Source organism: Caballeronia choica (assembly GCF_001544535.1).
Classification (GTDB): Bacteria; Pseudomonadota; Gammaproteobacteria; order Burkholderiales; family Burkholderiaceae; genus Caballeronia; species Caballeronia choica.
In genome coordinates, this window is record NZ_FCON02000005.1 from 100869 (window position 1) to 124451 (window position 23583).

General features: G+C 66.0%; 21 protein-coding genes. 9 read left to right on the forward strand and 12 right to left on the reverse strand.

Going from position 1 to position 23583, the window contains the following annotated elements; all coding sequences use genetic code 11:
- Positions 1 to 20: 20 nt before the first annotated feature.
- A complete protein-coding gene (locus tag AWB68_RS03795; protein WP_087643062.1) occupies positions 21 to 1538 on the reverse strand; it encodes a DegQ family serine endoprotease in 1518 nt (505 codons plus the stop codon).
- A gap of 267 nt (positions 1539 to 1805) precedes the next feature.
- Here AWB68_RS03795 and AWB68_RS03800 point away from each other — a divergent pair, with 267 nt between their 5' ends.
- Genes AWB68_RS03800 through AWB68_RS03810 form a run of 3 tightly spaced genes read left to right on the forward strand, consistent with a single transcriptional unit; the run spans position 1806 to position 4900 of the window.
- Positions 1806 to 2333, forward strand: coding sequence for a DUF3302 domain-containing protein (locus AWB68_RS03800; RefSeq protein WP_087643026.1), 528 nt, complete (start codon positions 1806 to 1808; stop codon positions 2331 to 2333).
- 33 nt (positions 2334 to 2366) lie between these two features.
- Positions 2367 to 3509, forward strand: coding sequence for an HlyD family secretion protein (locus AWB68_RS03805; RefSeq protein WP_087643027.1), 1143 nt, complete (start codon positions 2367 to 2369; stop codon positions 3507 to 3509).
- A gap of 17 nt (positions 3510 to 3526) precedes the next feature.
- Positions 3527 to 4900: an efflux transporter outer membrane subunit gene (locus AWB68_RS03810; protein WP_160109953.1), complete on the forward strand. Its 1374-nt coding sequence runs from the start codon at positions 3527 to 3529 to the stop codon at positions 4898 to 4900.
- A gap of 107 nt (positions 4901 to 5007) precedes the next feature.
- Here AWB68_RS03810 and AWB68_RS03815 read toward each other — a convergent pair whose 3' ends face one another.
- Positions 5008 to 6309: an ATP-binding protein gene (locus AWB68_RS03815; protein ID WP_087643029.1), complete on the reverse strand. Its 1302-nt coding sequence runs from the start codon at positions 6307 to 6309 to the stop codon at positions 5008 to 5010.
- Positions 6309 to 6971 carry a response regulator gene (locus AWB68_RS03820; protein ID WP_087643030.1) on the reverse strand — a complete coding sequence of 221 codons (663 nt, stop codon included), beginning with the start codon at positions 6969 to 6971 and terminating at the stop codon, positions 6309 to 6311. The genes AWB68_RS03815 and AWB68_RS03820 overlap by 1 nt, the downstream gene beginning before the upstream one ends.
- 220 nt (positions 6972 to 7191) lie before the next feature.
- Between AWB68_RS03820 and dacB the strand changes: the two genes are divergently transcribed.
- Both dacB and AWB68_RS03835 read left to right on the forward strand, forming a co-directional pair.
- Positions 7192 to 8802 carry a D-alanyl-D-alanine carboxypeptidase/D-alanyl-D-alanine endopeptidase gene (dacB, locus tag AWB68_RS03825; RefSeq protein ID WP_125482862.1) on the forward strand — a complete coding sequence of 537 codons (1611 nt, stop codon included), beginning with the start codon at positions 7192 to 7194 and terminating at the stop codon, positions 8800 to 8802.
- Between the two features lie 435 nt (positions 8803 to 9237).
- Positions 9238 to 10392 carry an SGNH/GDSL hydrolase family protein gene (locus tag AWB68_RS03835; RefSeq protein WP_087643032.1) on the forward strand — a complete coding sequence of 385 codons (1155 nt, stop codon included), beginning with the start codon at positions 9238 to 9240 and terminating at the stop codon, positions 10390 to 10392.
- Between the two features lie 85 nt (positions 10393 to 10477).
- Here the strand turns inward: AWB68_RS03835 and AWB68_RS03840 are convergent, their stop codons facing one another.
- The 9 genes from AWB68_RS03840 to AWB68_RS03880 all read right to left on the reverse strand — a co-directional run bounded on the left by AWB68_RS03840 (position 10478) and on the right by AWB68_RS03880 (position 20243).
- Entirely contained in the window at positions 10478 to 11506 is a 1029-nt protein-coding gene (locus AWB68_RS03840; protein ID WP_087643033.1) for an L-threonylcarbamoyladenylate synthase, read from the reverse strand.
- Between the two features lie 10 nt (positions 11507 to 11516).
- Entirely contained in the window at positions 11517 to 12704 is a 1188-nt protein-coding gene (locus tag AWB68_RS03845) for a 5-(carboxyamino)imidazole ribonucleotide synthase (RefSeq protein ID WP_087643034.1), read from the reverse strand.
- A 52-nt stretch (positions 12705 to 12756) separates the two neighbouring features.
- Complete coding sequence (purE, locus tag AWB68_RS03850; RefSeq protein ID WP_087643035.1) at positions 12757 to 13275, reverse strand: 5-(carboxyamino)imidazole ribonucleotide mutase; 519 nt, start codon at positions 13273 to 13275, stop codon at positions 12757 to 12759.
- A 21-nt stretch (positions 13276 to 13296) separates the two neighbouring features.
- A complete protein-coding gene (locus tag AWB68_RS03855) occupies positions 13297 to 14199 on the reverse strand; it encodes a phosphoribosylaminoimidazolesuccinocarboxamide synthase (RefSeq protein ID WP_087643036.1) in 903 nt (300 codons plus the stop codon).
- 144 nt (positions 14200 to 14343) lie between these two features.
- Positions 14344 to 15408 carry a class II fructose-bisphosphate aldolase gene (gene fba / locus AWB68_RS03860; protein ID WP_087643037.1) on the reverse strand — a complete coding sequence of 355 codons (1065 nt, stop codon included), beginning with the start codon at positions 15406 to 15408 and terminating at the stop codon, positions 14344 to 14346.
- Between the two features lie 207 nt (positions 15409 to 15615).
- Positions 15616 to 17058: a pyruvate kinase gene (pyk, locus tag AWB68_RS03865; RefSeq protein ID WP_087643064.1), complete on the reverse strand. Its 1443-nt coding sequence runs from the start codon at positions 17056 to 17058 to the stop codon at positions 15616 to 15618.
- 365 nt (positions 17059 to 17423) lie between these two features.
- A complete protein-coding gene (locus AWB68_RS03870; protein WP_087643038.1) occupies positions 17424 to 18614 on the reverse strand; it encodes a phosphoglycerate kinase in 1191 nt (396 codons plus the stop codon).
- 490 nt (positions 18615 to 19104) lie between these two features.
- A complete protein-coding gene (locus AWB68_RS03875; RefSeq protein ID WP_087643039.1) occupies positions 19105 to 19428 on the reverse strand; it encodes a branched-chain amino acid transport AzlD family protein in 324 nt (107 codons plus the stop codon).
- The gene (locus AWB68_RS03880; RefSeq protein ID WP_087643040.1) at positions 19425 to 20243 is read right to left on the reverse strand and encodes an AzlC family ABC transporter permease; all 819 of its coding nucleotides are present in this window, start codon (positions 20241 to 20243) and stop codon (positions 19425 to 19427) included. Before AWB68_RS03880 ends, AWB68_RS03875 begins: the two co-directional genes overlap by 4 nt.
- A 325-nt stretch (positions 20244 to 20568) precedes the next feature.
- Between AWB68_RS03880 and AWB68_RS03885 the strand changes: the two genes are divergently transcribed.
- The 4 genes from AWB68_RS03885 to AWB68_RS03900 all read left to right on the forward strand — a co-directional run bounded on the left by AWB68_RS03885 (position 20569) and on the right by AWB68_RS03900 (position 23558).
- Positions 20569 to 21489, forward strand: coding sequence for a branched-chain amino acid transaminase (locus tag AWB68_RS03885; protein ID WP_087643041.1), 921 nt, complete (start codon positions 20569 to 20571; stop codon positions 21487 to 21489).
- A 70-nt stretch (positions 21490 to 21559) separates the two neighbouring features.
- On the forward strand, positions 21560 to 21754 hold the full coding sequence (locus AWB68_RS03890) for a zinc-finger domain-containing protein (RefSeq protein ID WP_087643042.1): 195 nt from the start codon (positions 21560 to 21562) through the stop codon (positions 21752 to 21754).
- 134 nt (positions 21755 to 21888) lie between these two features.
- Positions 21889 to 22941, forward strand: coding sequence for a lipopolysaccharide heptosyltransferase II (gene waaF, locus AWB68_RS03895; RefSeq protein WP_087643065.1), 1053 nt, complete (start codon positions 21889 to 21891; stop codon positions 22939 to 22941).
- 170 nt (positions 22942 to 23111) lie between these two features.
- Complete coding sequence (locus AWB68_RS03900; protein WP_087643043.1) at positions 23112 to 23558, forward strand: nuclear transport factor 2 family protein; 447 nt, start codon at positions 23112 to 23114, stop codon at positions 23556 to 23558.
- Positions 23559 to 23583 lie beyond the last annotated feature (25 nt).

Below are 23583 nucleotides of genomic sequence, written 5' to 3' on the forward strand. Positions count from 1 at the left end.
CGGTCAGAAGCACGCCGCGTTCAGCCCAGGTCGACCGGCACGAAGATCTGCGCGTCGTCGCGCTGGATCAGGAGCGCGAGGCTGTCGCCGGCGTGCGCCACCATCGATTTCAACTGCTGCACGCTCGTCACCGGCTGGCCGTTCACCGCGAGGATCACGTCGCCGGGCTGGATGCCCGCGTTCGCCGCCGCGCCGCTCGCCTGCTGCACGATCAGGCCGCGCGAGAGCGAACTGTCCTGCTTTTCCTCCGGCGTGAGCGGCCGCACCGCAACGCCCAGGCGCGCGTCCTGCGCCGACGCCCCGCCGTTGTCGCCGTTGGCGGTTGCCGTCTTGGCATCCGCCAGCGCGCCGATCGTCACCGTCAGGTCCTTGGTGCCCTTGTCACGCCACACTTGCATCTTCGCCTGGCTGCCCGGCGCGAGCCCGGCGACCTGCGACGGCAACGCGGTCGAGTCCGCGACCGGCGTGCCGTTCAGCGACACGATCACGTCGCCCGGCTGCAGCCCTGCCTTCGCGGCCGGTCCGCCCGGCTCGACGGAACTCACGAGCGCGCCCTGCGGCGTCTTCATGCCGAACGAATTGGCCAACGTCTGGTTCATGCCCTGCACCGTCACGCCGAGGCGGCCGCGATCGACGTGGCCGGTCTTCACGAGCGCGTCCTTCACCTTGATCGCCTCGTTGATCGGGATCGCGAACGAAAGGCCCTGGAAGCCACCCGTCTGCGAATAGATCATCGAATTGATGCCGATCACTTCGCCTTGCAGGTTGAAGAGCGGGCCGCCCGAGTTGCCGGGGTTGACCGGCACGTCGGTCTGGATGAACGGCGTGTAGTTCTCGTTCGGCAGCGAGCGCGATTTCGCGCTGATGATGCCCGACGTCACCGTGTTGTCGAAGCCGTAAGGCGAGCCGATCGCGACGACCCACTGGCCGACCTTGCTGCCGTTCGGATCGCCGATCTTGACGATCGGCAGGTTCTTCGCGTCGATCTTGAGCACCGCGACGTCCGACTGCTTGTCGGCGCCGACGACCTTCGCGCGGAACTCGCGCTTGTCGGTGAGCTTGACCGTGACGACGTTCGCGCCGTCGACTACGTGCGCGTTCGTCAGGATGTAGCCGTCGCTGCTGACGATGAAGCCGGAACCGAGACCTTCGCTCGGACGATCCGCGCCCGGGGCGCCGTTGCCGCCGCCGAAGCCGGGCATGCCGCCGAAGCGCTTGAAGAACTGATAGAGCGGATCGCTCGGGTCGATCGGCAACTGCGCCGCGCCGCCGTTGTTGCCATTTCCGCCGCGCGACGCCTGCTTGACGACATGCTTCGCGCTGATGTTCACGACCGCGGGACCGTAGGTTTCGACGAGCCCGGAGAAGTCGGGAATACCCGTTTTCGCGGCGGCTTCGGCCGGCATCAGCGCGGCGGCCTGCGCCGGCGCGATGACCTGGGGCGCCGGCACGTTGTTGTGACCGGCCACATAGCCCGCCGACAACGCAACCGCGACGGCCACTGCAACTGCGCTGCGGGTAATGATCTTCGAATTCATCGTGTGCTCCTGATCGTCCTGATCGTTATCGTCCTGACTGGGGGTGCGCGTGCGTCGCGCGACGTTGAAACGAAGCATAAAGGGCGTGTCTTAAGAGAGTCTTAATCGGCGAAACGTTGCTCGGAGGGCGAGATTCGGCGGCCACGCGTGCGTCGCAATTAGTCTGTCATCCGTAATATTTAGTGAAGAATTGAACCGATTGTGCGCGAAGCGCCGTTCTGAAAGCGACTGCGTGCTAATTTCACGCCCCATTCTGGAAGAGTCGCGATGAAACAAACTACCCCTGATGGTGCCGCACTCCGGCAAGCGGCCAAGACCGGCGCACTCATCGCGCTGTTTGCCGCGCAACCCGCCTTCGCCTTTTCGGGCGGCCTCGAAGACCGGCTGGCGGACATCATCTCCACGATCGTGCTGATCTTCGTTCCGATTGGCGGCGTCGTGCTTTTCTGGAAGGTGCACATCCTGCCGGAAATCGCCGCCGAGAAACGTCATCATCCGCAAAAGGAAGCGATCAAGGTGCTGTGCATCATGTCGCTGCTGTTCGGCGGGCTGCTCTGGCCGTTTGCGTGGCTGTGGGCCTATACGAAGCCAGTCGGCTATCGCGCGGCGTACGGGCGTGACAAGCACGACGACTACTACGCCGAGCAGGCAGCCACAGCGGCAGAACAGACACCCGCGCCTTCCGGTGCCGTCGACGCCGACGCGCTCCGCCGGGAAATCGCCAGCCTTCAATCGCGCCTCGCGGCAGTCGAGGCCAAGCCATCCGCGAAGGCCACGCTTCCTCCGGCCCTTTGAATTCGTCTCTACGCATCTTCGCGGGGTAACACCATGCTGGAACTGCTCGCCTGTGCCTACGCTTTTTTGGTGTGGCTCATCTTCATCAAGCTGAAACTGCTGCCCTGGAACATCAAGTCGCAAGTCGGGGTGGTCGCGTTCGGCGCGGCGGCGCTCACGCTGCTCGTCTTCACGATCAACGTCACCGCGCCTTCCACGGGCGACGTCCGGGTGACCAACTACGTCGTCGAGATCGTGCCGCGCGTGACGGGACGCGTGATCGAGGTGCCGATCGAAGGCAATCGCCCGGTCAAGAAGGGCGACGTCCTGCTGCGAATCGACCCGGAACCGTTCGAACTCCAGGTTCGCCAACTGGAGGCACAACTCGTCGGCGGCCAGGCGGATGCGCACCAGTTCGACCACGACCTGAAGGTCGCGCAGAGCAACACCGCCGCCGCCGAAGCGCCGCTGCAACTCGCGCGCCAGCGCCTCAAACAGGCAACCGAACTCGCGGCCAAGGGCGCCGGCACGCAATACGACGTCGAGACCTATCGCGCCGAGGTGCAGCGCGACGAAGCCGCCGTGCTCGCCGCCCGGCAGGCAGAGCAGAAGGTGCGGCTCTCCATCGGTGCGACTTACGACGGCGACGTGTCGTCGGTGGCGGCGTTGAAGGCGCAGCTCGCCACCGCGCGCTGGAACCTGGAGCAGACCGTGATCCGCGCGCCCGCCGACGGCTACGCGATCAACCTGCAGGTGCGCCCGGGCTCCTACGCCGCAGCGTTGCCGCTCAAGCCGGTGATGAGCTTTGTCGAGACGAGCCAGCAGGTGATCGCTTTCTTCGACCAGAACCAGTTGACCAGGGTCGCGCCCGGCAACGAGGTGGAAGTTTCGCTCAAGTCGCGGCCCGGCCAGATCCTGAAGGGTCGCGTGAACTCGATCATCTGGGCGACCGCCCAAGGCCAGTTCAACGCGAGCGGCACGCTGCCGACGACTGCCGCCGAAGCGGAACATGGCGCGCGCCCGCTGCAGTACGCAGTGAAGATCGACATGGAGCACATGAACACGCTCGATCTCGCGATGGGCGCGCGCGGCGACGCCGCCATCTACACCGAACACATGAAGGCGCTGCACATGGTGCGCAAGGTGATCGTGCGGGTGAGCAGCAAGCTCAACTATCTCGTGTTCAAACTGGAATGAGGACGAACACGATGCGTATGAATTCAGCGCTTCTGCTGACGTCCCTGTGCCTCGCGCTGTCTCTCGCGGGTTGCGCGAACCTCACCCCGCCCGCCGCCGACGATGCCTACAACCAGGCCATGCGCGGCGCGGCGCTGCCCGACTCGTGGGCGGCGAGCACCGCGCGCGCGGCCTTCCAGCCCGAATGGCTCGGCTTCGCGAAGTCGGGTGAAGTGCAGCAACTGATCGACGAGGCGCTCGCCCACAATCCCGACCTGCGGGCGGCGGCGAGCCGGCTCGAGCAATCGCGGCTGCAGGTGCAGATCGCGAGCGCCGATCTCCTGCCGACGGTCGGCTTCGGCGCAGGCTACGCGAGCGAGCCGACGCCGGGCAAGTCGTTCAATGCCAACGGCTACGGCCTCGTGCTGAGTTGGGAGCTCGACCTCTGGGGCCGCGCGCGGGCCGAGCAGAAAGGCGCGGAAGCGCTCTACCGTTCGGCGCAGGACGACTACGCGTACGCGCGCCAGTCGCTGGCGGCGGCCGTCGTGCGGGCGTGGCTTGCGAGCGCCGAAGCGAGCCAGCAACTGGCGCTCGCGCAGCAGACGCGGGCCGCGACCGCGCAACAGGTCGCGCTCATGCAGACGCGCAAGCGCGTGGGTAAAGCGAGCGAGCAGGACGTCGTGCTCATCTCGACGCAACTCGACTCGCTCGACGAAACCGTCCAGCAAGTGCAACAGAGCCGCGACGCCGCGTTGCGCGGCCTCGAACTGCTGCTCGGACGCTATCCGTCGGCGAGCGTGGCAACGGCGGCGAACCTGCCGGCATCGCCCGAGCCGCTGAGCGCTGGCGTGCCTGCGAACCTGCTTGAGCGGCGCCCGGATATCGTCGCTGCGCGCGAGCGCTTCGTCGCCAGCTATTTCGGCGCGCAGGAGGCGAAAGCCGCGCGCTTGCCGCGGCTCACGCTGTCGGCGGGTGTCGGCCGTCTGCACAAGGATTTCTTCGACTTCGTCAACGTGCACAAGACCGTGTTTCCGCTTGGCGCGACGTTCACGTGGCCGATCTTCGACGGCGGCACGCTCCAGACGACCTTTCTCATCCGCACGGAGGCGCAGCAGGAAGCGCTTGCGAATTACAGCCGCGTGATCCTGACCGCAATCGGCGAAGCCGAGAACGCGATGGCGGCGGAGCAGAGTTTGTCGCAGCGGTCCGCGACGATCGGCCGGCAGGTCGATGGTTATCGGCGTTCGGTGCAACTGGCTCAGGTTCAGCAGCGGGTCGGCAAGGCCGATGAATACGACGTGCTCGGGCAGCAGTTGCAGCTTTATCGCGCACAAAGCGCGCAGGTGCGGCTCGCAACGGAGCGGCTCGTGCAGCGGGTGAACCTGCATCTGGCACTTGGCGGCGATTTCTAGCCGCTGGCGCCTGTGGTTGAGTGCGGGTGGTTTCACCGTTCGATGGGCAGGCGGCTCAACCCGCGGCTCAACCCAGGCGCGCATCGCGCGGCAACAACTCGCGTCCCTCAAAACCTCACGGTAACGAGCAGCCCACCGCCCGGCGATTCCCCGAGTTCCACCTTCGCGCCATGCTGGAGTGCGATCCGCCGCACGATCGCAAGCCCGAGCCCGCTCCCCGCCACATCCGTGCGCGCGCGACTCGCACCTTCTCCCACGCGATAGAACCGGTCGAACACGCGCTCGCGTTCCTCCGCCGGGATGCCCGGCCCGCTATCCGCGATACGCACGACCGCGCGTCCCTCCTCCACCTTCAGCGATACATCCACCCGCCCGCCTCCCGGCGTGTACTTCGTCGCGTTGTCGATCAGGTTGTTGAGCATCACGCGCAGCGACTCGGGGTCGCCCGTCATCGTCGCGGCTTCGCTCGCCTCGATGCCAAGATCGACGCCGCGCTGCTGCGCCAGCAGCACACTGCTGCCGACACATTCGTCCAGCAACGCGTGCAGATCGACAGGTTTCATCGGCGTCTTGCTATCCGGCTCCGAGCGAGCGAGCGCGAGCAGTTGCTCGGCAAGACGCGTCGCGCGCGCGATGCCGGCCTGCAGGTCCGACAGCGCTTCCTTGCGCGAGACGTCGTCCTGCGCACGCGCGACGAGCTGCGCCTGAATCTGCACGGCCGCAAGCGGCGTGCGCAGTTCGTGGGCGGCATCGGCGACGAAGGCCTTTTGCGTATCGAGCGCCGTTGCGAGCCGCGCGAGCAACGCGTTCAGCGCGCGCACGACGGGCCGCACTTCCTGCGGCAAACGCGTGTCGGGCAAAGGTTCGAGCGCTTCCGGGTGGCGCGTGTCGAGCGCGCGCGTCACGCGCTGCAACGGCGCCAGCCCGCGCCCGACGATCACCCACACCGCCAGCCCGAGAAACGGCAGCAGCAGCACGAGCGGCCACAACGTGCGCCACGCGACGCCCGCCGCGAGGCGGTTGCGAATCGAGAGCGGCTGGGCGATCTGCACGACGTTATCGCCGACGATCGCGCTATACACGCGCCATGCGCCGCGCGCCGTCAATTCGGTGGAAAAGCCAAGTTCCGCGTGCGGCGCGAGCGGCACGCGCGGATGCGAGTAATACATCAGCACGCCATTGCGATTCCAGATCTGGATCACGACGCCCTCGTCGCTGCCGCTGCGCGACGTGAGCACCGACGAAAACGGCTCCGATGGCAGCGCGGCCGCGATCTGCTGCAACTGGTAGTCGAAGAGTTCGTTGGCTTCGGCGAGCGCCTGCCGGTAGATCAACCAGCCCGCAAACCCCACGCCGACGATCACGAGCGCTAGCAGCCAGACGAGCAACTGGCGGCGAATCGAATGCATCAGGCGTCCTTCGCGACCATGTAGCCGAGGCCGCGCACATTGCGGATCAGGTCCGCGCCGAGTTTCTTGCGCAGCGAGTGGATGTAGACCTCGACCGTATTGCTGCCGATCTCCTCGCCCCAGCCGTAGATCTTTTCTTCGAGCTGGCTCTTCGAGAGCACCGCGCCCGGCCGCGCCATCAACGCTTCGAGCAGCGCGAACTCGCGCGCGGAGAGCGCGATCGGCGCGCCGTCGAGCGTGACCTGGTGGCCGACGGGATCGAGCGTCAGTCCGCCGTGGCGCACCAGCGACTCGCCGCGCCCCACGTGCCGGCGGATCAGCGCGCGCATGCGGGCGCCGAGTTCGTCGAGATCGAAGGGCTTGACGAGGTAATCGTCGGCGCCGGCGTCCAGCCCCTTCACGCGATCGGCAACCGCATCGCGCGCGGTGACGATCAGCACCGGCACCGCGTTGCCGCGTGCGCGCAGGCTCTTGAGCACATCGAGGCCGTCGCGCTTCGGCAGGCCGAGGTCGAGCAGCATCAGGTCGTAGGGCTCGCCGCCAACCGCGGTCAGCGCCGCTTCGCCGTCCTGCACCCAGTCCACGGCGAAACCATCGGTGCGCAGCGCTTTCCTCACGCCCTCGGCGATCATCCGATCATCTTCGACTAGCAGGATTCGCATCGCGTGCTCTTTCTCGTAAGGGTGCGGCCCATTTTAGCCGCGACGCTTCCCGCAAGGATTAAGCGGGACTTAAAGCGATCTCGCGGCGGACCAGGATCGTGCGCAACATACGGCAACGATTTAGCAAGGAAGCTTGTCTACAATAGCCGCTTCGTTCGAGCGCGCTTGCCACGGCAAGCCGCTTTCGCCGCGCCTGTCTACTCGCATCGAAGAAGAATTCATGCCGCTTGCCTCGTTCTCCGCTTCTTCCCGTTGTATCACCGCGCGCTTGTCATCGGGCGCGCTCGCCGTGGCGCTCGTCGTCGTCAGCGCGACGCTCGGCTATGCGCCCGCCGCCGACGCCCGCGGCGGCGGCGGCCCCAAGGCCGAATCGCAGGCGCCCAAGCACGCCGCGCATGGCGCCGTCAAAAGCAAACACGCGGAGCGCCAGGAGCGCGTCGCGGTGCCTTCGGGTCCGCTTCCCGCCACCGTGATGGCCGCGCTCGCGCGGGCGCACGTGCCGTTGTCGTCGATGAGCGTCGTCGTGCAGCGCATCGGCGCGCCGGTGCCGCTCGTCGCGATCAACGCGACTCAGCCGATGCTCCCCGCCTCGACGATGAAGCTCGTCACGACCTACGCCGGACTGTCGCTGCTCGGCCCCGACTATCGCTGGAAGACGACCGCCTACGCCGACGGCGAAGTCGATACGCAAGGCGTGCTGCACGGCAACCTCTACATCCAGGGCACGGGCGATCCGAAGCTCGTGCCGGAAGAACTGATCGACCTCGTCGACCAGATTCGCCGCAACGGCATCACCGGCATCGACGGCGCGCTCGTGCTCGACAAGCGCTATTTCGATCCCTCGACGCGCGATCTCCCCGCCTTCGACAACGACGATTCCGCGCCGTACAACGTCGGCCCCGACCCGCTGCTGTACGCGTTCAAGTCGTTGTCGTTCACGCTGACACCGAATCCCGACGGCCAGGTTTCCATCGACGTGCTGCCGCAGCTCGCGCAACTGCAGATCGACAACGAGCTGCGCGTGACGCGCGGCGCATGCGCGGGATCGCTGCCGGCGGCGTCGCCAAGCGTCGCGCAGACGACCGGCGGTTTCGTGCAGGCGTCGTTCATCGGCGACTATCCGCTGCGTTGTGGCTCGCGCACGATCAACGTCGCGGCGCTCGACCATTCCACCTTCTTCGCCGGCGGCTTTCTGGCGCTGTGGAAGCAGACCGGCGGCACGTTCAACGGCGCGACCCGCGAAGGCGCGACGCCGTCGGGCGCGCGGCTCGTCGGCACGCACCGCAGCCCCGTGCTCGCCGACATCGTTCGCGACATCAACAAGTTCAGCAACAACGTGATGGCGCGCAACCTGTTCCTCACCATCGGCGCGGCCACCGCGAAGCCGCCCGCGACGACCGCCAAGTCCGCGCAGGCGATCCAGTCGTTCCTGCGCCGCAGCGCGCTGCCGATGCCGGGCCTCGCGCTCGACAACGGCTCCGGCCTCTCGCGCGACGAAACCATCAGCGCGCTCTCGCTCGCCGATCTTCTGCAAGCCGCGAACTCGAGCCCGGTCGCGCAGGTGTTCACCGAATCGCTGCCGATCGCGGGCGTCGACGGCACCATGCGCAACCGTCTCACCAACGCGGGCGCGCTCGGCAACGCGCACATCAAGACCGGCACCCTGCGCGACGTGCGGGCCATCGCGGGCTATGTGGGTTCGGAGAACGGCGAGACCTATGTCGTCGTGAGCTTCATCAACGATCCACGGGCGGAAGCGGCGCGCGCCGCCCACGATGCGCTGCTCGAATGGGTGTACGAGGGCGCGCGCAAGGTGGGCGTCGCGGAATAGCACGGGCGTACGCGTCTTCGAATATTCCTTCTACGAAGTAGCGAGCGCCGCCGTGCGCTCGCCGTGTACGCTGTCGGGCACGGCGGCACAGACCGCTTCTATGGAGGAAGACAATCATGCAATTCGATACCGGATTGCTCCTGCCGGCATCCGACGCCGGCCGTCACGCGCATTTCGCGCACCTTCATTGAACCGTGAATGCACGCATGCGGAACCGCCGCGCAGGGTGAACGCACGTTCGCGTCGCCACTCGACGCTTCACCGCGCCGAAGCGGCACGATCGGACGCAAGCGGGCACGATTCGAAACATCTGATGGAGGCGGGAAGATTCGGTAAGCTATCGCACGCTGCGCACGCGGCGCAAATTGATAAAAAACGCGGCGCATCAGCCGCGGCACTCATTAAAAGATTCGCCAAGAATTGGAGACGAGGTCGATGAACAAGTCCTACACGGTCCGCAGCGCCATGGTGCGCTTTGCACAAATCGCCACCGCGAGCGCGGCAATCGCACTGCTCGCCGCGTGCGGCGGCGGCAGCGACGACAACAACAACTCGACGCCGCCGGGCGGCATCAAGCTGCAGGTCGTGGCGTTCGGCGACAGCCTGTCGGACGCCGGCACGTATTCGACGGTCATCACCCCGGCCTTCGGCGGCGGCCGCTTCACGACGAATCCGGGCCTGGTCTTCACGCAGAACGTCGCGCAGTATTACGGCAACACGCTGACACCCGCCGCGACCGGCGGCTTCGGCGTGCCGCTCACGCCGCAAGCCGGCCTGGACTACGCGCAGGGCGGCTCGCGCGTGAAGCTGCAACCGGGCATCGGCCACGCGACGACCGGCGCGGCGAGCGACGCGTTCTCGCAAGCGACCACCATCCCGATCAACGACCAGGTCAGCACCTATATCGCCGCACACGGCAGCTTCAACGCGAACCAGCTCGTGCTGATCAACGGCGGCGCCAACGACATCCTGCTCAATCTCGCTCAGGCCCAGGGCGCGGCCGCCGCCGCGGCAGCCGGACAAATCCCGCCGGCCGCCGCACAAGCTGCGGCCACGGCGGCATCGGCTGCGATCCAGCAGGCCGCCCTCGATCTGGCGACCGTCATCGGCCGGGTCGTGCAAGCCGGCGCGACGCACGTCGTCGTATCGAACGTGCCGGACATCGGCACCACGCCGCAGGGCCTGATGAGCGCCGACAAGGGCGTAACCCTCAGCAACGCGTCGAACGGCTTCAACCTCGTGCTCAAGACCGCATTGACGCAGACCGGGCTGATTTCCAAGGTCGTCTACGTCGACGTGCCGCCGCTGCTTGCCAATATCACGGCAAACTTCCAGTCGCTGGGTTTCACTGTGTCGAACACGGGCACCGCGTGCAATCTCCAGGCGATGGTCACCGCCGCCGCGAAGTTCGGCGAGACGGACCCGACGGCTTTCGGCAGTTCGCTGTTCTGCTCGCCGCAGACTCTGACGGTCGCGGGCGCGGACCAGACGTACATGTACGCGGACACCATCCATCCGACGACGCACCTGCATCTGCTCTACGCACAAGCCGTCGAGAAGGCGATTGCCGCGTCGGGTCTCGGCAAGTGATCCGCGGCTGATACGCGCTTGAATGCAAAACGCCCGGTCTCGCGACCGGGCGTTTTGCTTTTCACGAGGCGACTGCGGCGCGGCTCTATTCGTGTGCTTCAAACGCCGCAGCCGCGCGGCCGAGCCGGTCGTTCACCGCGATCCATTCGATCGAATCCGGCAGCTTCTCGATCAAAATCCGCTCGACATTCGCCCGGTCCAGCGCGCGGAGCAGCCCGTAGAGATCGCGTGCGTAGGTCTGCGGGTCTTCCGGCGCTACGATGAAATGCACGTTCGGCGCGTCCGCCCACCGGCCCGCACTCGACTTCCGCGCAACCAGCGCGATCTTCCTTCCGCCCGAACCATGCGCCGCGAGCAGCGGCTCGATCGCGGCGAACGGCAGCAACGCGAGCGGCGTGCGCGGCGCGTAGTGCGCCTTCAGCGTGCCGGAAGCGCGCGGCGCGGTGGCATCGGTGCCGTCGGGCAGACGCGGCGCGACGCCGATCACGTCCGCGATTTCCTGCGGGCTCACGTGCCCCGGGCGCAGCAAGGCAGGAAACCCGCGCGACAAATCCAGGATCGTCGATTCGATGCCGACGTCCGCCGCGCCGCCATCGAGCACATGGACGCTCGCGCCGAACTCGTCGCGCACGTGCTGGGCGGTGGTCGGGCTGACGTGCCCGAAGCGGTTCGCCGACGGCCCCGCCACGCCGGCGTGTCCGCCCTTTCCGGCGCGAAGCGCGCTGAACGCCGACAAAAGCTGCTGCGCGACCGGGTGCGACGGCGCACGAATCCCGACCGAATCCTGCCCGCCGCTCACCGCCGCCGGAATATGGGCCGCGCGCTTGAGGATCAACGTGAGCGGGCCGGGCCAAAAGGCGTCGATCAGCTTGACGGCATCGGGGACAAGCGACTGCACCCAATACGCCGGATCGCCTTGCGGCGCGAGATGCACGATCACCGGATGATTCGCCGGCCGCCCCTTCGCGGCGTAGATACGGGCGATGGCCTCGGGATTCTCGGCATCGCCGCCGAGTCCGTACACCGTCTCGGTCGGAAACGCGACGAGTTCGCCCGCATCCAGCAGCGCCGCCGCTTCGTCGATCAGCGCGGCGCTCGGGTAGATGATGCTCATCGGCGCTCGCTCAATCGAGCGGAATATGCAGCATGCGCGCGCAATCGCGCGCCGCCGTGCGGGCTTCTTCGAGCGTCGCCGCCGTGAAGTTGATGTGGCCCATCTTGCGGCCCGCGCGCGCTTGTTCCTTGCCGTACAGATGCAGGCGCGCGGCCGGCATCGCCGCGACGTCGGTCCACGGCGGCGTGCGCGACTTCTTGCCGTCGAACCAGACATCGCCGAGCAGGTTCAGCATCGCGGCCGGCGAATGCTGGCGCGTGTCGCCGAGCGGCATGCCGGTCATCGCGCGAACCTGCTGCTCGAACTGGCTGGTGGCGCACGCATCGACCGTGTAGTGCCCCGAGTTGTGCGGACGCGGCGCCATTTCGTTGGCGATCAGCGAGCCGTCTTCGAGGATGAAGAACTCCACGCACAGCACGCCGATATACCCGAGCTTCGCGGCGATCGTGAGCGCGGCGTCCTGCGCCTGCGCGACGAGCGACGCGGACGCGTCGGGCGCGGGCACGACGGTCTTCGCGAGAATGCCGTTGACGTGCGAGTTCTGCGCGAGCGGGAACACGGCCGACTTGCCGTCGCCGCCGCGCGCGATCAGCACCGATACCTCGAACTTCAGCGGCATGCGCTTTTCGAGCACGCACGGCACGCCGGACAGCGACGCATACGCGGTGCGCACTTCATCGACGTTGCGCACGCCGATCTGGCCTTTGCCGTCGTAGCCAAGACGCGCGGTCTTCAGGATGCCCGGCAGTACGGCGGCGATCTTCTCATCGGGGATCGCCGCGAGCGCTTGCGGCGATTCGATCACGACGTGCGGCGCGACCGGCACGCCCGCGTCGCAGATAAAGCGCTTCTCGGCCACGCGATCCTGCGCAATCGCAACGCAACTCGCCGCCGGACTCACGAACGTGCAGTTCGCGAGGAATTCGAGACTCGCGGCCGGCACATTCTCGAATTCCGTCGACACCGCCGCGCACAGGCGGCCGAGTTCGGTGAGCGCGGTTTTGTCGTCGTAGGCGGCGCGGATGTGCCGGTCGGCGACGGCGCCCGCCGGGCTCGCTTCGTCCGGATCGAGGACGGCGACGCGATAGCCCATCGACTGCGCCGCGAAGCAGAACATGCGGCCGAGCTGGCCGCCACCGACCATGCCGAGCCAGGCGCCCGGCAGGATGGGTGAAACCGGAGAGTTGTGTGGATTCATCTTGGTGTGGTCAGGGCTTTGGCAAGCCGTGGGGACAACGTCTCAAAGCGTCTCAAAGCGGCGGCAAGACCATCGCGTGCGCCGCTTCGTTCTGGCGCACGCGGAACGCGGCGAGGCGTTCGGCGTACTCGTCGTTCGTGCCGGAGAGTATCGATACCGCGAAGAGCGCCGCGTTCGCCGCGCCCGCCTCGCCGATCGCGAACGTCGCGACCGGCACGCCCTTGGGCATCTGCACGATCGAATGCAGCGAATCGACGCCCTTCAGGTACTTGCTCGCCACCGGCACGCCGAGCACCGGCACCGTCGTCTTCGCGGCGAGCATGCCGGGCAGATGCGCCGCGCCGCCCGCGCCCGCGATGATCGCACGGACGCCGCGCGCGCGGGCGGTCTCGGCGTATTCGAACATCTCGTCCGGCATGCGGTGCGCCGAGACGACTTTCGCCTCGTACGGCACGCCGAATTCCTGCAGGATCGCGACCGCGTGCTTCATCACGTCCCAGTCGGAACTGGAACCCATCAGCACCCCGACGACCGGCGCGCTGTGTGTATGTGCGGTCTGTGCTTCACTCATCTGGTTGTTTCCCGTTTCAGGTTACGCGAGCGATTGCCCGGTCAGGCGCTGAAGCGCTTCCTCGTACTTCTCGGCGGTCTTGGCGATCACCTCGTCCGGCAGCTTCGGCGCGGGCGGCTCCTTCTTCCACGGCTGCGTTTCGAGCCAGTCGCGCACGAACTGCTTGTCGAACGACGGCGGGTTCGTGCCCACCAGGTACGCGTCGGCGGGCCAGAAGCGCGACGAATCGGCGGTCAGCACTTCGTCCATCAGATACAGCTCGCCGCGATTGTCGAGGCCGAACTCGAACTTCGTGTCCGCGATGATGATGCCGCGCGTCGCCGCGTATTCGGCCGCTTCCTTGTATAGCTTGATGGAGATATCGCGGATCGTCGCCGAGAGTTCGGTGCCGATGCGGCGTTCCATCTCATCGTAGGTGATGTTTTCGTCGTGATGGCCCATTTCGGCCTTGGCCGCCGGCGTGAAGATCGGCTCGGGCAGCTTTTGCGCGTTCTGCAGTCCAGGCGGCAATTCGACGCCGCACACCGCGCCCGTCGCCTGATAGTCCTTCCAGCCGCTGCCCGCGAGATAACCGCGCACCACCGCTTCGACGAGAATCGGCTCCAGCCGCTTCACCACGACGGCGCGCCCCTGCACCTGCGCGACCTCCTCCGCCGCGACGACGGTGGCCGGATCGATGCCGGTATTGTGGTTCGGCACGATGTGCGAAAGCTTGTCGAACCAGAAGTCGGCCATCTGGTTGAGCACGCGGCCCTTGTTCGGAATCGGTTCGCCCATGATCACGTCGAACGCCGACAGACGGTCGGTCGTGACGATCAGGAGCTTGTCCTGGCCGACGGCGTAGTTGTCGCGGACCTTGCCGCGGCCGAGCAGCGGCAAGGACGTGATCGTGGATTCGAGGAGTGTGGAACGCGGAGTAGCCATCGTGATCGACCGGAAAAAATGCCGCAAAAATAAAAGCCAAACGCCGTTCCCCGGAAAGGCAGGAACGGCGGCGGGTCAAAACCGAATAAAATGCAAACGGGTCCCGTGGCGGAACCCGTTGATTTTACTCGCTCAATCTCAAAATCATTTGACGATCTGCGCGAGTTCGCCGGACTTGTACTTCTCGGCGATCTTGTCGAGCGGGATGGGCTTGATCTTGCCCGCCTGACCCTCGCAGCCGAACTGCATGTAACGCTCGAGACAGATCTTCTTCGCCGCTTCGCGCGCCGGCTTCAGATAGTCGCGCGGATCGAACTTCGACGGATTTTCCGTGAAATAACGGCGGATCGCACCGGTGATCGCGAGACGCAGGTCGGTGTCGATATTCACCTTGCGCACGCCGTTCTTGATGCCTTCCTGGATTTCCTCGACCGGCACGCCGTAGGTTTCCTTCATGTCGCCGCCGAATTCGCGGATCTCGCCGAGCAGGTTCTGCGGCACCGACGACGAACCGTGCATCACGAGGTGCGTGTTCGGGATGCGCTGGTGGATTTCCTTGATGCGCTGAATGGCGAGAATGTCGCCGGTCGGCTTCTTCGTGAACTTGTACGCGCCATGCGACGTGCCGATGGCGATCGCCAGGGCGTCGCACTGCGTGAGCTTCACAAAGTCGGCGGCCTGCTCGACGTCGGTGAGCAATTGCTCGCGCGTCATCGTGCCTTCGGCGCCGTGGCCGTCTTCCTTGTCGCCCTTCATGGTTTCCAGCGAGCCGAGCACGCCCAGTTCCGCTTCCACCGTCACGCCGATCGAATGCGCCATCTCCACGACCTTGCGCGACACATCGACGTTGTATTCATACGATGCCACCGACTTGCCGTCGGCTTCGAGCGAGCCGTCCATCATCACGCTGGTGAAGCCGCTTCGGATCGCCGCCATGCACACGGCCGGCGACTGCCCGTGATCCTGGTGCATCACGACGGGAATATGCGGATACGACTCGACGGCCGCTTCGATCAGGTGGCGCAGGAACGCTTCGCCCGCGTACTTACGCGCGCCGGCGGACGCCTGCATGATGACGGGCGCGTTGACCTGGTTCGCCGCCGCCATGATCGCCTGCACTTGTTCCAGGTTGTTTACGTTGAATGCCGGGAGTCCGTAGCTGTGTTCGGCTGCGTGGTCCAGCAATTGACGCATTGATACGAGAGGCATTGTGATACTCCATGAGATGAAACGAATTCTGGGCGTACGGCCTTATTTTTTGAGATTTTAGCGAAACGCAAGCGCTGTTCTCGTGCGCTTGCATGCGCTTCTCTCTATTTCGGCACGCCTTTTTCGCGTCCGCCGGCGCCGTTCTGGTCGATCCCGGCGCTTGGCGGACGCTGCAAAATCCGTCTCAGACGGCAATCGTGACGCGGCTCAGAAATCCTCGCCGACGCGCACGATCTTCAGCGTGTTGGTGCCGCCCGCCTGCCCCATCGGCTCGCCGACGGTGAGCACCACCATGTCGCCGCGCGCCGCATAGCCCTTCGACACGACCACTTCCAGCGCCTGATGCAGCGCGGTGTCGCGGTCGGTATTGGTGTTGGTGCCGAGATGCAGCGACGTCACGTTGCGGTAGAGCGCCATCGTCCGCTCGCTGCCGACACGCGGCGTCAGCGCGAAGATCGGCACGTGGGTCCAGTGGCGCGACATCCAGAGCGCGGTCGCGCCGGACTCCGTCAGCGCGACGATCGCCTTCGCGCCGAGGTGATAGGCCGTGAAGAGCGCGCCCATCGCGATCGACTGGTCGATGCGCGTGAACGTGCGGTCGAGGAAATCCTTGTCGAGCTGCGACTCCTCCGACTTCTCCGCTTCGACACAGATCGCCGCCATCGTCTCGATGGTCGTCACCGGATACTTGCCCGCCGCCGTTTCGGCGGAGAGCATCACGGCGTCGGTGCCGTCGAGTACGGCGTTCGCCACGTCCGAGACTTCCGCGCGCGTCGGCACGGGCGCGTGGATCATCGATTCCATCATCTGCGTGGCCGTGATCACGAGCTTGTTCGACTCGCGCGCCATGCGGATCATGCGCTTTTGCAGCGCCGGCACCGCCGCGTTGCCGACTTCGACCGCCAGGTCGCCGCGCGCGACCATGATGCCGTCCGACGCATCGAGAATGCCCTGCAGCGCCGGAATCGCTTCCGCGCGCTCGATCTTCGCGATCATCTTCGGCTTGATGCCGTAGGGGGCGCCCGCGATGTTCGCCAGTTGCCGCGCCATTTCCATGTCGGTGGCGTTCTTCGGGAAGGACACCGCGACGAAATCCGCGCCGAGCGACATCGCCGTCTTGATGTCCTCCATGTCCTTTTCGGTCAGCGCCGGAGCCGTCAGGCCGCCGCCCTGCCGGTTGATGCCTTTGTTGTTCGACAGTTCGCCGCCGACCTTCACCGTCGTGTGGATCTCCTCGCCGATCACGCGCGTCACGTCGAGCACGATCAGGCCGTCGTTCAGCAGCAGGATGTCGCCGGGGCGCAGGTCGCGCGGCAGGTCCTTGTAATCGAGGCCGCAGCGTTCGTTGTTACCCAGTTCGCAGTTGGCGTCGAGAATGAACGGATTGCCCGCGACGAGCATCGTCTTGTTGTTCTCGAACTTGCCGACGCGGATCTTCGGGCCTTGCAGGTCGGCCATCAGCGCGACTTCGCGGCCGACCTTGCGCGCCGCCTCGCGGACCCACTCGGCGCGCTGGCGATGGTCGTCGGCGGTGCCGTGCGAGAAGTTGAAGCGAACCACGTCGAGGCCGGCCTGCATCATCTGCAGCAGGATTTCGGGGCTGCTGGAAGCGGGGCCGATCGTGGCAACAATCTTGGTAGCGCGATGCATGTCATTCCTCGTCTTGGTGGAGTCGCCTGAAGCGGCGCTGCGAGCATGTTGCGCGGCGAGCGAAGTATTGCTCTCCGTCCGCTGATACGCGCCGGGTCGTCCCGGCGTCGCTTTCTGGATGTCCTGCTTGAGTACGTCGGCGTTCGTGCCGCCGATCAGCACCACCGACTCGTTCGACAGTGCCGGTGCCGACGCGGGGTCGGCGGCTGGTTCGGACGCCTCGGCTTCGCGAGCTTGCGAAGGCGCCGGGTCGGCGCCTTCGCCCTGTGCGGCAAGCAGAACCGCGTCCGTATCGACTGCTGCGTCTTGCGCGCGCCCGGCCTCTGGCGCGCCCTTCTTCTCCGGCCTGGTGCGAGCCGTCAAGCTCAAGCCCGCGACTCGAGCACTTCGACCGCCGGCAGCTTCTTGCCTTCCAGGAATTCCAGGAACGCGCCGCCCCCGGTGGAGATATAGCTGACCTTGTCGTGGATGTCGTACTTCGCGATGGCCGCGAGCGTATCGCCGCCGCCCGCGATCGAGAACGCCGGGGAATTCGCGATGGCTTCTGCAAGCGTCTTCGTGCCGTTGCCGAACTGGTCGAATTCGAACACGCCGACCGGCCCGTTCCACACGATCGTGCCGGCCTTTTCGAGTTGCGCGGCAAGCGCCTTCGCGGTGTCCGGGCCGATGTCGAGGATCAGGTCGTCGTCCGTCACCTGGTCGACCGGCTTCGTTTCCGCCTTGGCCGTTGCCGCGAATTCCTTCGCCGTCACGACGTCGGTCGGAATCGGCACCGATGCGCCGCGCGCGCGGGCTTCCGCGATGATCGCCTTCGCTTCGTCGAGGAGATCGGCTTCCGCGAGCGACTTGCCGATCTTCAAACCCGACGCGAGCATGAAGGTATTCGCAATCCCGCCGCCGACGATCAACTGGTCGACCTTCGCCGCCAGCGACTTCAGAATGGTGAGCTTGGTCGACACTTTCGACCCCGCGACGATCGCCACCAGCGGCCGCTTCGGGTTGCCGAGCGCCTTGCCGAGCGCGTCGAGTTCGGCGGCGAGCAACGGGCCCGCGCATGCAACCGGCGCGTACTTCGCGATGCCGTGCGTGGTCGCCTCCGCGCGGTGCGCGGTGCCGAACGCGTCGTTCACGTAGATGTCGCAGAGTTTCGCCAGCTTTTGCGCGAGCGCATCGTCGTTCTTTTTCTCGCCCTTGTTGCAGCGGCAGTTTTCGAGCAGCACGACGTGGCCCGGCTGCACTTCGACGCCATCGACCCAGTTCGCCACCAGCGGCACGTCGCGCCCGAGCAGTTCCGAGAGGCGCTTCGCCACCGGCGCGAGCGAGTCTTCCGGCTTGAACGCGCCTTCCGTCGGACGGCCGAGGTGCGAGGTGACCATCACGGCGGCGCCCGCTTCGAGCGCGTCGCGGATCGCCGGCACCGAGGCGCGAACGCGCGTGTCTTCAGTAATATTGCCCTGGTCGTCCTGCGGAACGTTGAGGTCGGCGCGGATGAAAACGCGCTTGCCTGAGACTTTGCCTTCGGCGATCAAATCGGTGAAACGCAGTACTTTCGTCATGGGTGTCAACGTGTTTAGAGAAGCGGTTCGGGCGAAGAAGACCGGCTTGGTGGCCGGCCGGGGCAGCAGGTCCGCGCGGTGCCGTGAGGATCTCGGCTCGCATTCCGTCTGGGGTTGCGGCTGAAATCATCGGCTGACGTCGCTGGCTGGATCATCGGCTGAAGGCACCAGGCGGAGGCTGTGATTCTGGACTGATTCGGGCACGCAGCGGCGCTTTTCGTGAAGAGCGCGACGTTGCGCGGGCATTGCATGCAGGGAGCTGCGGGGAAGGTTGCCGGCCTGCCGCGGCGTGATCTTGAGAACGATCGTGCCGCGAGTGGTGAAGCTGAAGCGCTGTGACTGCCGGAAACACGTTCGACCTCATTCGATGCGACAGCAAGGCCGACATTTTAACCGATACGCATCGCCGCCCAACGCGCGCAATCCATGATGGCGCGTATTTGAGATGGCGCTCCGCGCCGTGTGCTATGGCGCGGCGCAGCAATCCGCGCTAGAGCCAGAGTCGCAAAACGGTGAAGACCGCCATGCCGACCAGGATCGTGCCAAGCATGCTGCGGCGCCACAAATACCATGCGAGACCGGCAAGCGACGCATAGAGCGCGTGATTGCCGAGCGCGAGCGACATGCCGTGCGGCGTCTCCACCAGGTCGGGAACGACGACGGCGGCGAGCGCGGCGGCGGGTGCATAGCGGAGCGCGCGCTGCACGCGTTCCGGCAGGATCATGCGCTCACCGCCGACCAGAAAGAGCGCGCGCGTAACCGCGGTGACGAGTCCCATGCCGAGGATCGCGAGCCAGACTTGCGTTGTGGTCATCCGGCGCTCCGCGTGGTGTCGGGCTGGGCGGTGGCCGATGGATCGGGCGCTGCGGGCGCTGCCGGCTGTGTGGGCAATGCGCGCTTCGCCGACGATGGCTTGCGCGGCGCCATCCGGTCGATGATCACGTCGGCGAACGTGCCGGCCGCGAGCGCGGCGAACACCGCGAGCGGCAACCCCAGCCGGTACGGCAGGTCGAACGCGAGCAGCGAGACGATGCTCGCGATGCCGACCGCCGCGAGCGTCGAACGGGTCGCGATCGCGGAGACGATCAGCGGGATCAGCGCGAGTGTGCCGGCGAGTTCGAGTCCCCAGTTGTCGGGGATGAGGCTCGCGAGCAGGATCCCCGCAATCGACGAAGACTGCCACGACAGCCAGCTCGTCGCGGCAAGTCCCCAGAAGAACGCTTCCTTGCCGGGCTGGAAACCCGCCGGGAAATTTCGCTTCGAGAACATCAGGTAGATGATGTCGCCGTTGAAGTAGCCGAGCACGAGCCGGCGCGCGAGCGGCAGATACGAGAAATGCGGCGCGAGGCCCGCGCTGAAAATCACGAAACGCAGGTTGACCATTGCGGCCGTGAGCAGGATCGTCCAGAGCGGCAGCTTCGCCGCGAACAGCGGCAACACGGCAAGCTGCGACGATCCCGCATACACCGCGAGCGACATGCCGAGCGCCTGCGGCACCGACAACACCGATTTGGTCATCGCGATGCCGGTGACGAGCCCCCAGGAGAACGTTGCCAGGACGGCGGGTGAGAACGTGCGAAAGCCTTCGAGAAACGCACGTCGATTTGTTTCGGACAGCCGGTCGAGCATGGATGAGGTGCGAGCCACCGCGCGAGCCAATCCGGATGCGCGATGAATCGACAGAAAGTGGAGGTCGCCGCGGCGAGTCCGTGGCGATTGGCGGATTATAGCGTCGCGAAAGGCGCAGAACGCTTGATCGCGCCCGTTTTGCACTGAAAAGACGCTAAAATGACGGTCTTTCGCCGCCTTCCGGGAAGCGGCACGGGCCCAGGCAGACCGCTCGCGCGTCATGCCTCGCGAGCGGCAAGCATGGCGGCTTGCAAGGATGCACGCAGGCTTGCCGCTAAGCCCCCGCCACACTGGAATGGAACACGCAACTCGCTAGGAGAATCGTATGTCAATGGCCGACCGCGACGGCAAGATCTGGATGGATGGCAAGCTGATCGAATGGCGCGACGCCAACATCCACGTGCTGACTCACACGCTGCACTACGGGATGGGCGTCTTCGAAGGCGTGCGCGCCTACAAGACCGCAAGCGGCACCGCCATCTTCCGCCTGAAGGAGCACACCAAGCGCCTCTTCAACTCGGCGAAGATCTTCCAGATGGAAATCCCGTTCGACCGCGACACGCTCGAAGCCGCGCAACTCGAAGTCGTGCGCGCGAACAATCTCGAATCCTGCTACATCCGGCCGATCATCTGGGTCGGCTCGGAGAAGCTCGGCGTATCGGCGAAGGGCAACACCATTCACGTCGCGATCGCCGCGTGGCCGTGGGGCGCCTATCTCGGCGACGACGGCCTCGCCAAGGGCATCCGCGTGAAGACGTCGTCGTTCACGCGGCATCACGTGAACGTGTCGATGGTGCGCGCGAAGGCGTCCGGCTGGTACGTGAACTCGATTCTCGCGAACCAGGAAGCCATCGCCGACGGCTATGACGAAGCGTTGCTGCTGGATGTCGACGGCTACGTCTCCGAAGGCTCCGGCGAAAACTTCTTCCTCGTGAACAATGGCAAGCTGTACACGCCGGACCTGTCGTCGTGCCTCGACGGCATCACGCGCGACACGATCCTCACCCTCGCGCGCGATTTCGGCATTCCGGTGATCGAAAAGCGCATCACCCGCGACGAGGTCTACACCTGCGACGAAGCGTTCTTCACCGGCACCGCCGCCGAAGTCACGCCGATCCGCGAACTCGACAACCGCACGATCGGCGAAGGCGTGCGCGGCCCGATCACGGAGAAGCTGCAAAGCGCGTTCTTCGACGTGGTCGGCGGCAAGAACGAGAAGTACGCGAGCTGGCTCGCGAAGGTTTGATTGCGGCGCGGGCGGGCTTTCGAAGCCACGGCCGCCGCGCCTGTCCCACACGAAACGAACGAGATTCCGAATGAGCGACCTGAAGGAAATGCCGCTGGTGGAACTGACGGCCAAGGATTTGCCCGCTTTCTGCCCGAACCCGTCGATGCCGCGCTGGAGCACCCATCCGCGCGTCTTCCTCGACATCACCCACGGCGAAGCGCGCTGCCCGTATTGCGGCACGCGCTACAAGCTGAAGGCCGGCGAAGTGGTCAAGGGCCACTGAGCGGCCTGTCATCCGTCGACCGGGCGCGCCTCGAAGGAAGCGCCCGTTTCGCCATTTCGGCGGCCTCAACCCATTACATCGACATTTCGCGCAACTGACGCGGGATGCGTTTTTTGATCGGAAAAATTACACAGATGCGCCGCGCGCTGGTTATTGCACCGAACTGGATCGGTGACGCATTGATGGCGCAGCCGCTCTTTTCGCTGCTGAGGAAGCTGCATCCTCGCATCGTCATCGACGCCGTCGCGCCCGCCTGGGTCGCCCCGGTGCTCGAGCGCATGCCGGAAATCCACGATGTCTACGCCACGAGCCTCGCCCACGGCAAGCTGCAGTTGCTGCGCCGCTGGCAACTCGCGAGCGACCTGCGCGATGTCGGCTACGACGCGGCCTACATCCTGCCGAACTCGCTCAAATCGGCGCTGATCCCGTGGATGGCGAAGATTCCGCTGCGCATCGGCTACACCGGCGAGAGCCGCTACGGCCTGCTCAACGTGCGCCACGCGAATCCGGGCAAGAAGGAACGCCCGCCGATGGTCGGCCAGTACGCCGCTCTGGCCTACGCGCCCGGCGCCAAGCTGCCGTTCTCGACGGACGGCCGCGAAGGCACGACGCCGCTTCCCGTCCCGCGTCTGGAAAGCGATCCGAACGAAGCGGCGCGCGTCTCGACCCGCTTCAATCTCGATAATCGCACGCCGCTCGTCGTGTTCTGCCCGGGCGCCGAATTCGGCCCGGCCAAGCGCTGGCCGCCCGAGCACTTCGCGGCGCTCGCGCAATTCGTCGCGCAGTCGTTTCCGTATGCGAGGATCGTCGCGCTCGGGTCGCCGAAAGATGCGCCGATTGCGCAAGCCATTGCCGATCGGGCGTCGAACGTGCGCAACCTCTGCGGCCAGACCTCGCTCGGCGAAGCGTGCGCGCTGATCGCGCGCGCGAGCGCCGTCGTCACCAACGATTCCGGGCTGATGCACGTCGCGGCGGCGCTCAGGCGCCCGCTCGTCGCGGTGTTCGGCTCGACCGACCCGCGCCACACGCCGCCCTTGTCCGATCTCGCAAAGGTACAATGGCTTCAGCTCGAATGCAGTCCATGCTTCGCCCGCGAGTGCCCGCTGGGCCATCTGAACTGCCTGCGCGAACTGAGCGCGGAGCAGGTTTTCGGAGACTTGCGGGGCATGCTGCTCGCCCATCGCTGAGATCGGCCGCGACCTCGAGCCGCGTACGGCCGGCGTCTGAATCGAGCCTCCTGTGTGCGGGCGCCGACACGCGAATGTCTCCGAACGGAGGCATGCTTTGACCAACGACCGATGCACCACGCGCCGGCAGCAGGGCGCGCGGCGCATCGAACGCCAGAGACCCACGAGCCATGCCACGTTTTGCCCGCCTCTTCGAAGCCGCCGCAGACACCCTCAATGCCTACTACCAGGCCGTCGCGGAGGCCAACCTCGATAGCGTGATGACGCTCTGGATCGACGAGGAATTCGCCACCTGCATCTGCGCGAACGGTGCGCACCTGCACGGGCTCGACGGCATCCGCGCGGGTCTCGCAAAACAGTTCGAAGCGGCGCCGGTCACCATCGAGCCGCTCGACATCCGCGTGTACGACAGCCTCGGCACCGTCGTCTACGCGATTGCTGAAGCGCACAAGCCGGCCGATCCGGCCGGCGTCTCGCGACTGATCTTCACGACGTATGTGATGGTCCACGAGCGCGGCGAGTGGCGCATCGCGCATATCCATGCGAGCGCGATGCCCGACGCCGCCGCCGGTCAGTTCGCGGCAAGGATGCGCCACGGCCAGGGACCGCTGCACTGAAGAAGACGTTTGTCGGGGAGGGGCC

Coding starts and splice junctions, on each gene's coding strand:
- AWB68_RS03820 (WP_087643030.1), bottom strand. CDS start 6,971: ATGCGAATCCTGCTAGTCGAAGATGATCGGATGATCGCCGAGGGCGTG.
- AWB68_RS03875 (WP_087643039.1), bottom strand. CDS start 19,428: ATGACCACAACGCAAGTCTGGCTCGCGATCCTCGGCATGGGACTCGTC.
- AWB68_RS03880 (WP_087643040.1), bottom strand. CDS start 20,243: ATGCTCGACCGGCTGTCCGAAACAAATCGACGTGCGTTTCTCGAAGGC.
- AWB68_RS03800 (WP_087643026.1), top strand. CDS start 1,806: ATGAAACAAACTACCCCTGATGGTGCCGCACTCCGGCAAGCGGCCAAG.
- AWB68_RS03835 (WP_087643032.1), top strand. CDS start 9,238: ATGAACAAGTCCTACACGGTCCGCAGCGCCATGGTGCGCTTTGCACAA.
- AWB68_RS03870 (WP_087643038.1), bottom strand. CDS start 18,614: ATGACGAAAGTACTGCGTTTCACCGATTTGATCGCCGAAGGCAAAGTC.
- AWB68_RS03855 (WP_087643036.1), bottom strand. CDS start 14,199: ATGGCTACTCCGCGTTCCACACTCCTCGAATCCACGATCACGTCCTTG.
- dacB (WP_125482862.1), top strand. CDS start 7,192: ATGCCGCTTGCCTCGTTCTCCGCTTCTTCCCGTTGTATCACCGCGCGC.
- waaF (WP_087643065.1), top strand. CDS start 21,889: ATGCGCCGCGCGCTGGTTATTGCACCGAACTGGATCGGTGACGCATTG.
- AWB68_RS03810 (WP_160109953.1), top strand. CDS start 3,527: ATGAATTCAGCGCTTCTGCTGACGTCCCTGTGCCTCGCGCTGTCTCTC.
- AWB68_RS03815 (WP_087643029.1), bottom strand. CDS start 6,309: ATGCATTCGATTCGCCGCCAGTTGCTCGTCTGGCTGCTAGCGCTCGTG.
- AWB68_RS03845 (WP_087643034.1), bottom strand. CDS start 12,704: ATGAATCCACACAACTCTCCGGTTTCACCCATCCTGCCGGGCGCCTGG.
- pyk (WP_087643064.1), bottom strand. CDS start 17,058: ATGCATCGCGCTACCAAGATTGTTGCCACGATCGGCCCCGCTTCCAGC.
- AWB68_RS03890 (WP_087643042.1), top strand. CDS start 21,560: ATGAGCGACCTGAAGGAAATGCCGCTGGTGGAACTGACGGCCAAGGAT.
- AWB68_RS03795 (WP_087643062.1), bottom strand. CDS start 1,538: ATGAATTCGAAGATCATTACCCGCAGCGCAGTTGCAGTGGCCGTCGCG.
- AWB68_RS03840 (WP_087643033.1), bottom strand. CDS start 11,506: ATGAGCATCATCTACCCGAGCGCCGCGCTGATCGACGAAGCGGCGGCG.
- AWB68_RS03885 (WP_087643041.1), top strand. CDS start 20,569: ATGTCAATGGCCGACCGCGACGGCAAGATCTGGATGGATGGCAAGCTG.
- AWB68_RS03805 (WP_087643027.1), top strand. CDS start 2,367: ATGCTGGAACTGCTCGCCTGTGCCTACGCTTTTTTGGTGTGGCTCATC.
- purE (WP_087643035.1), bottom strand. CDS start 13,275: ATGAGTGAAGCACAGACCGCACATACACACAGCGCGCCGGTCGTCGGG.
- fba (WP_087643037.1), bottom strand. CDS start 15,408: ATGCCTCTCGTATCAATGCGTCAATTGCTGGACCACGCAGCCGAACAC.
- AWB68_RS03900 (WP_087643043.1), top strand. CDS start 23,112: ATGCCACGTTTTGCCCGCCTCTTCGAAGCCGCCGCAGACACCCTCAAT.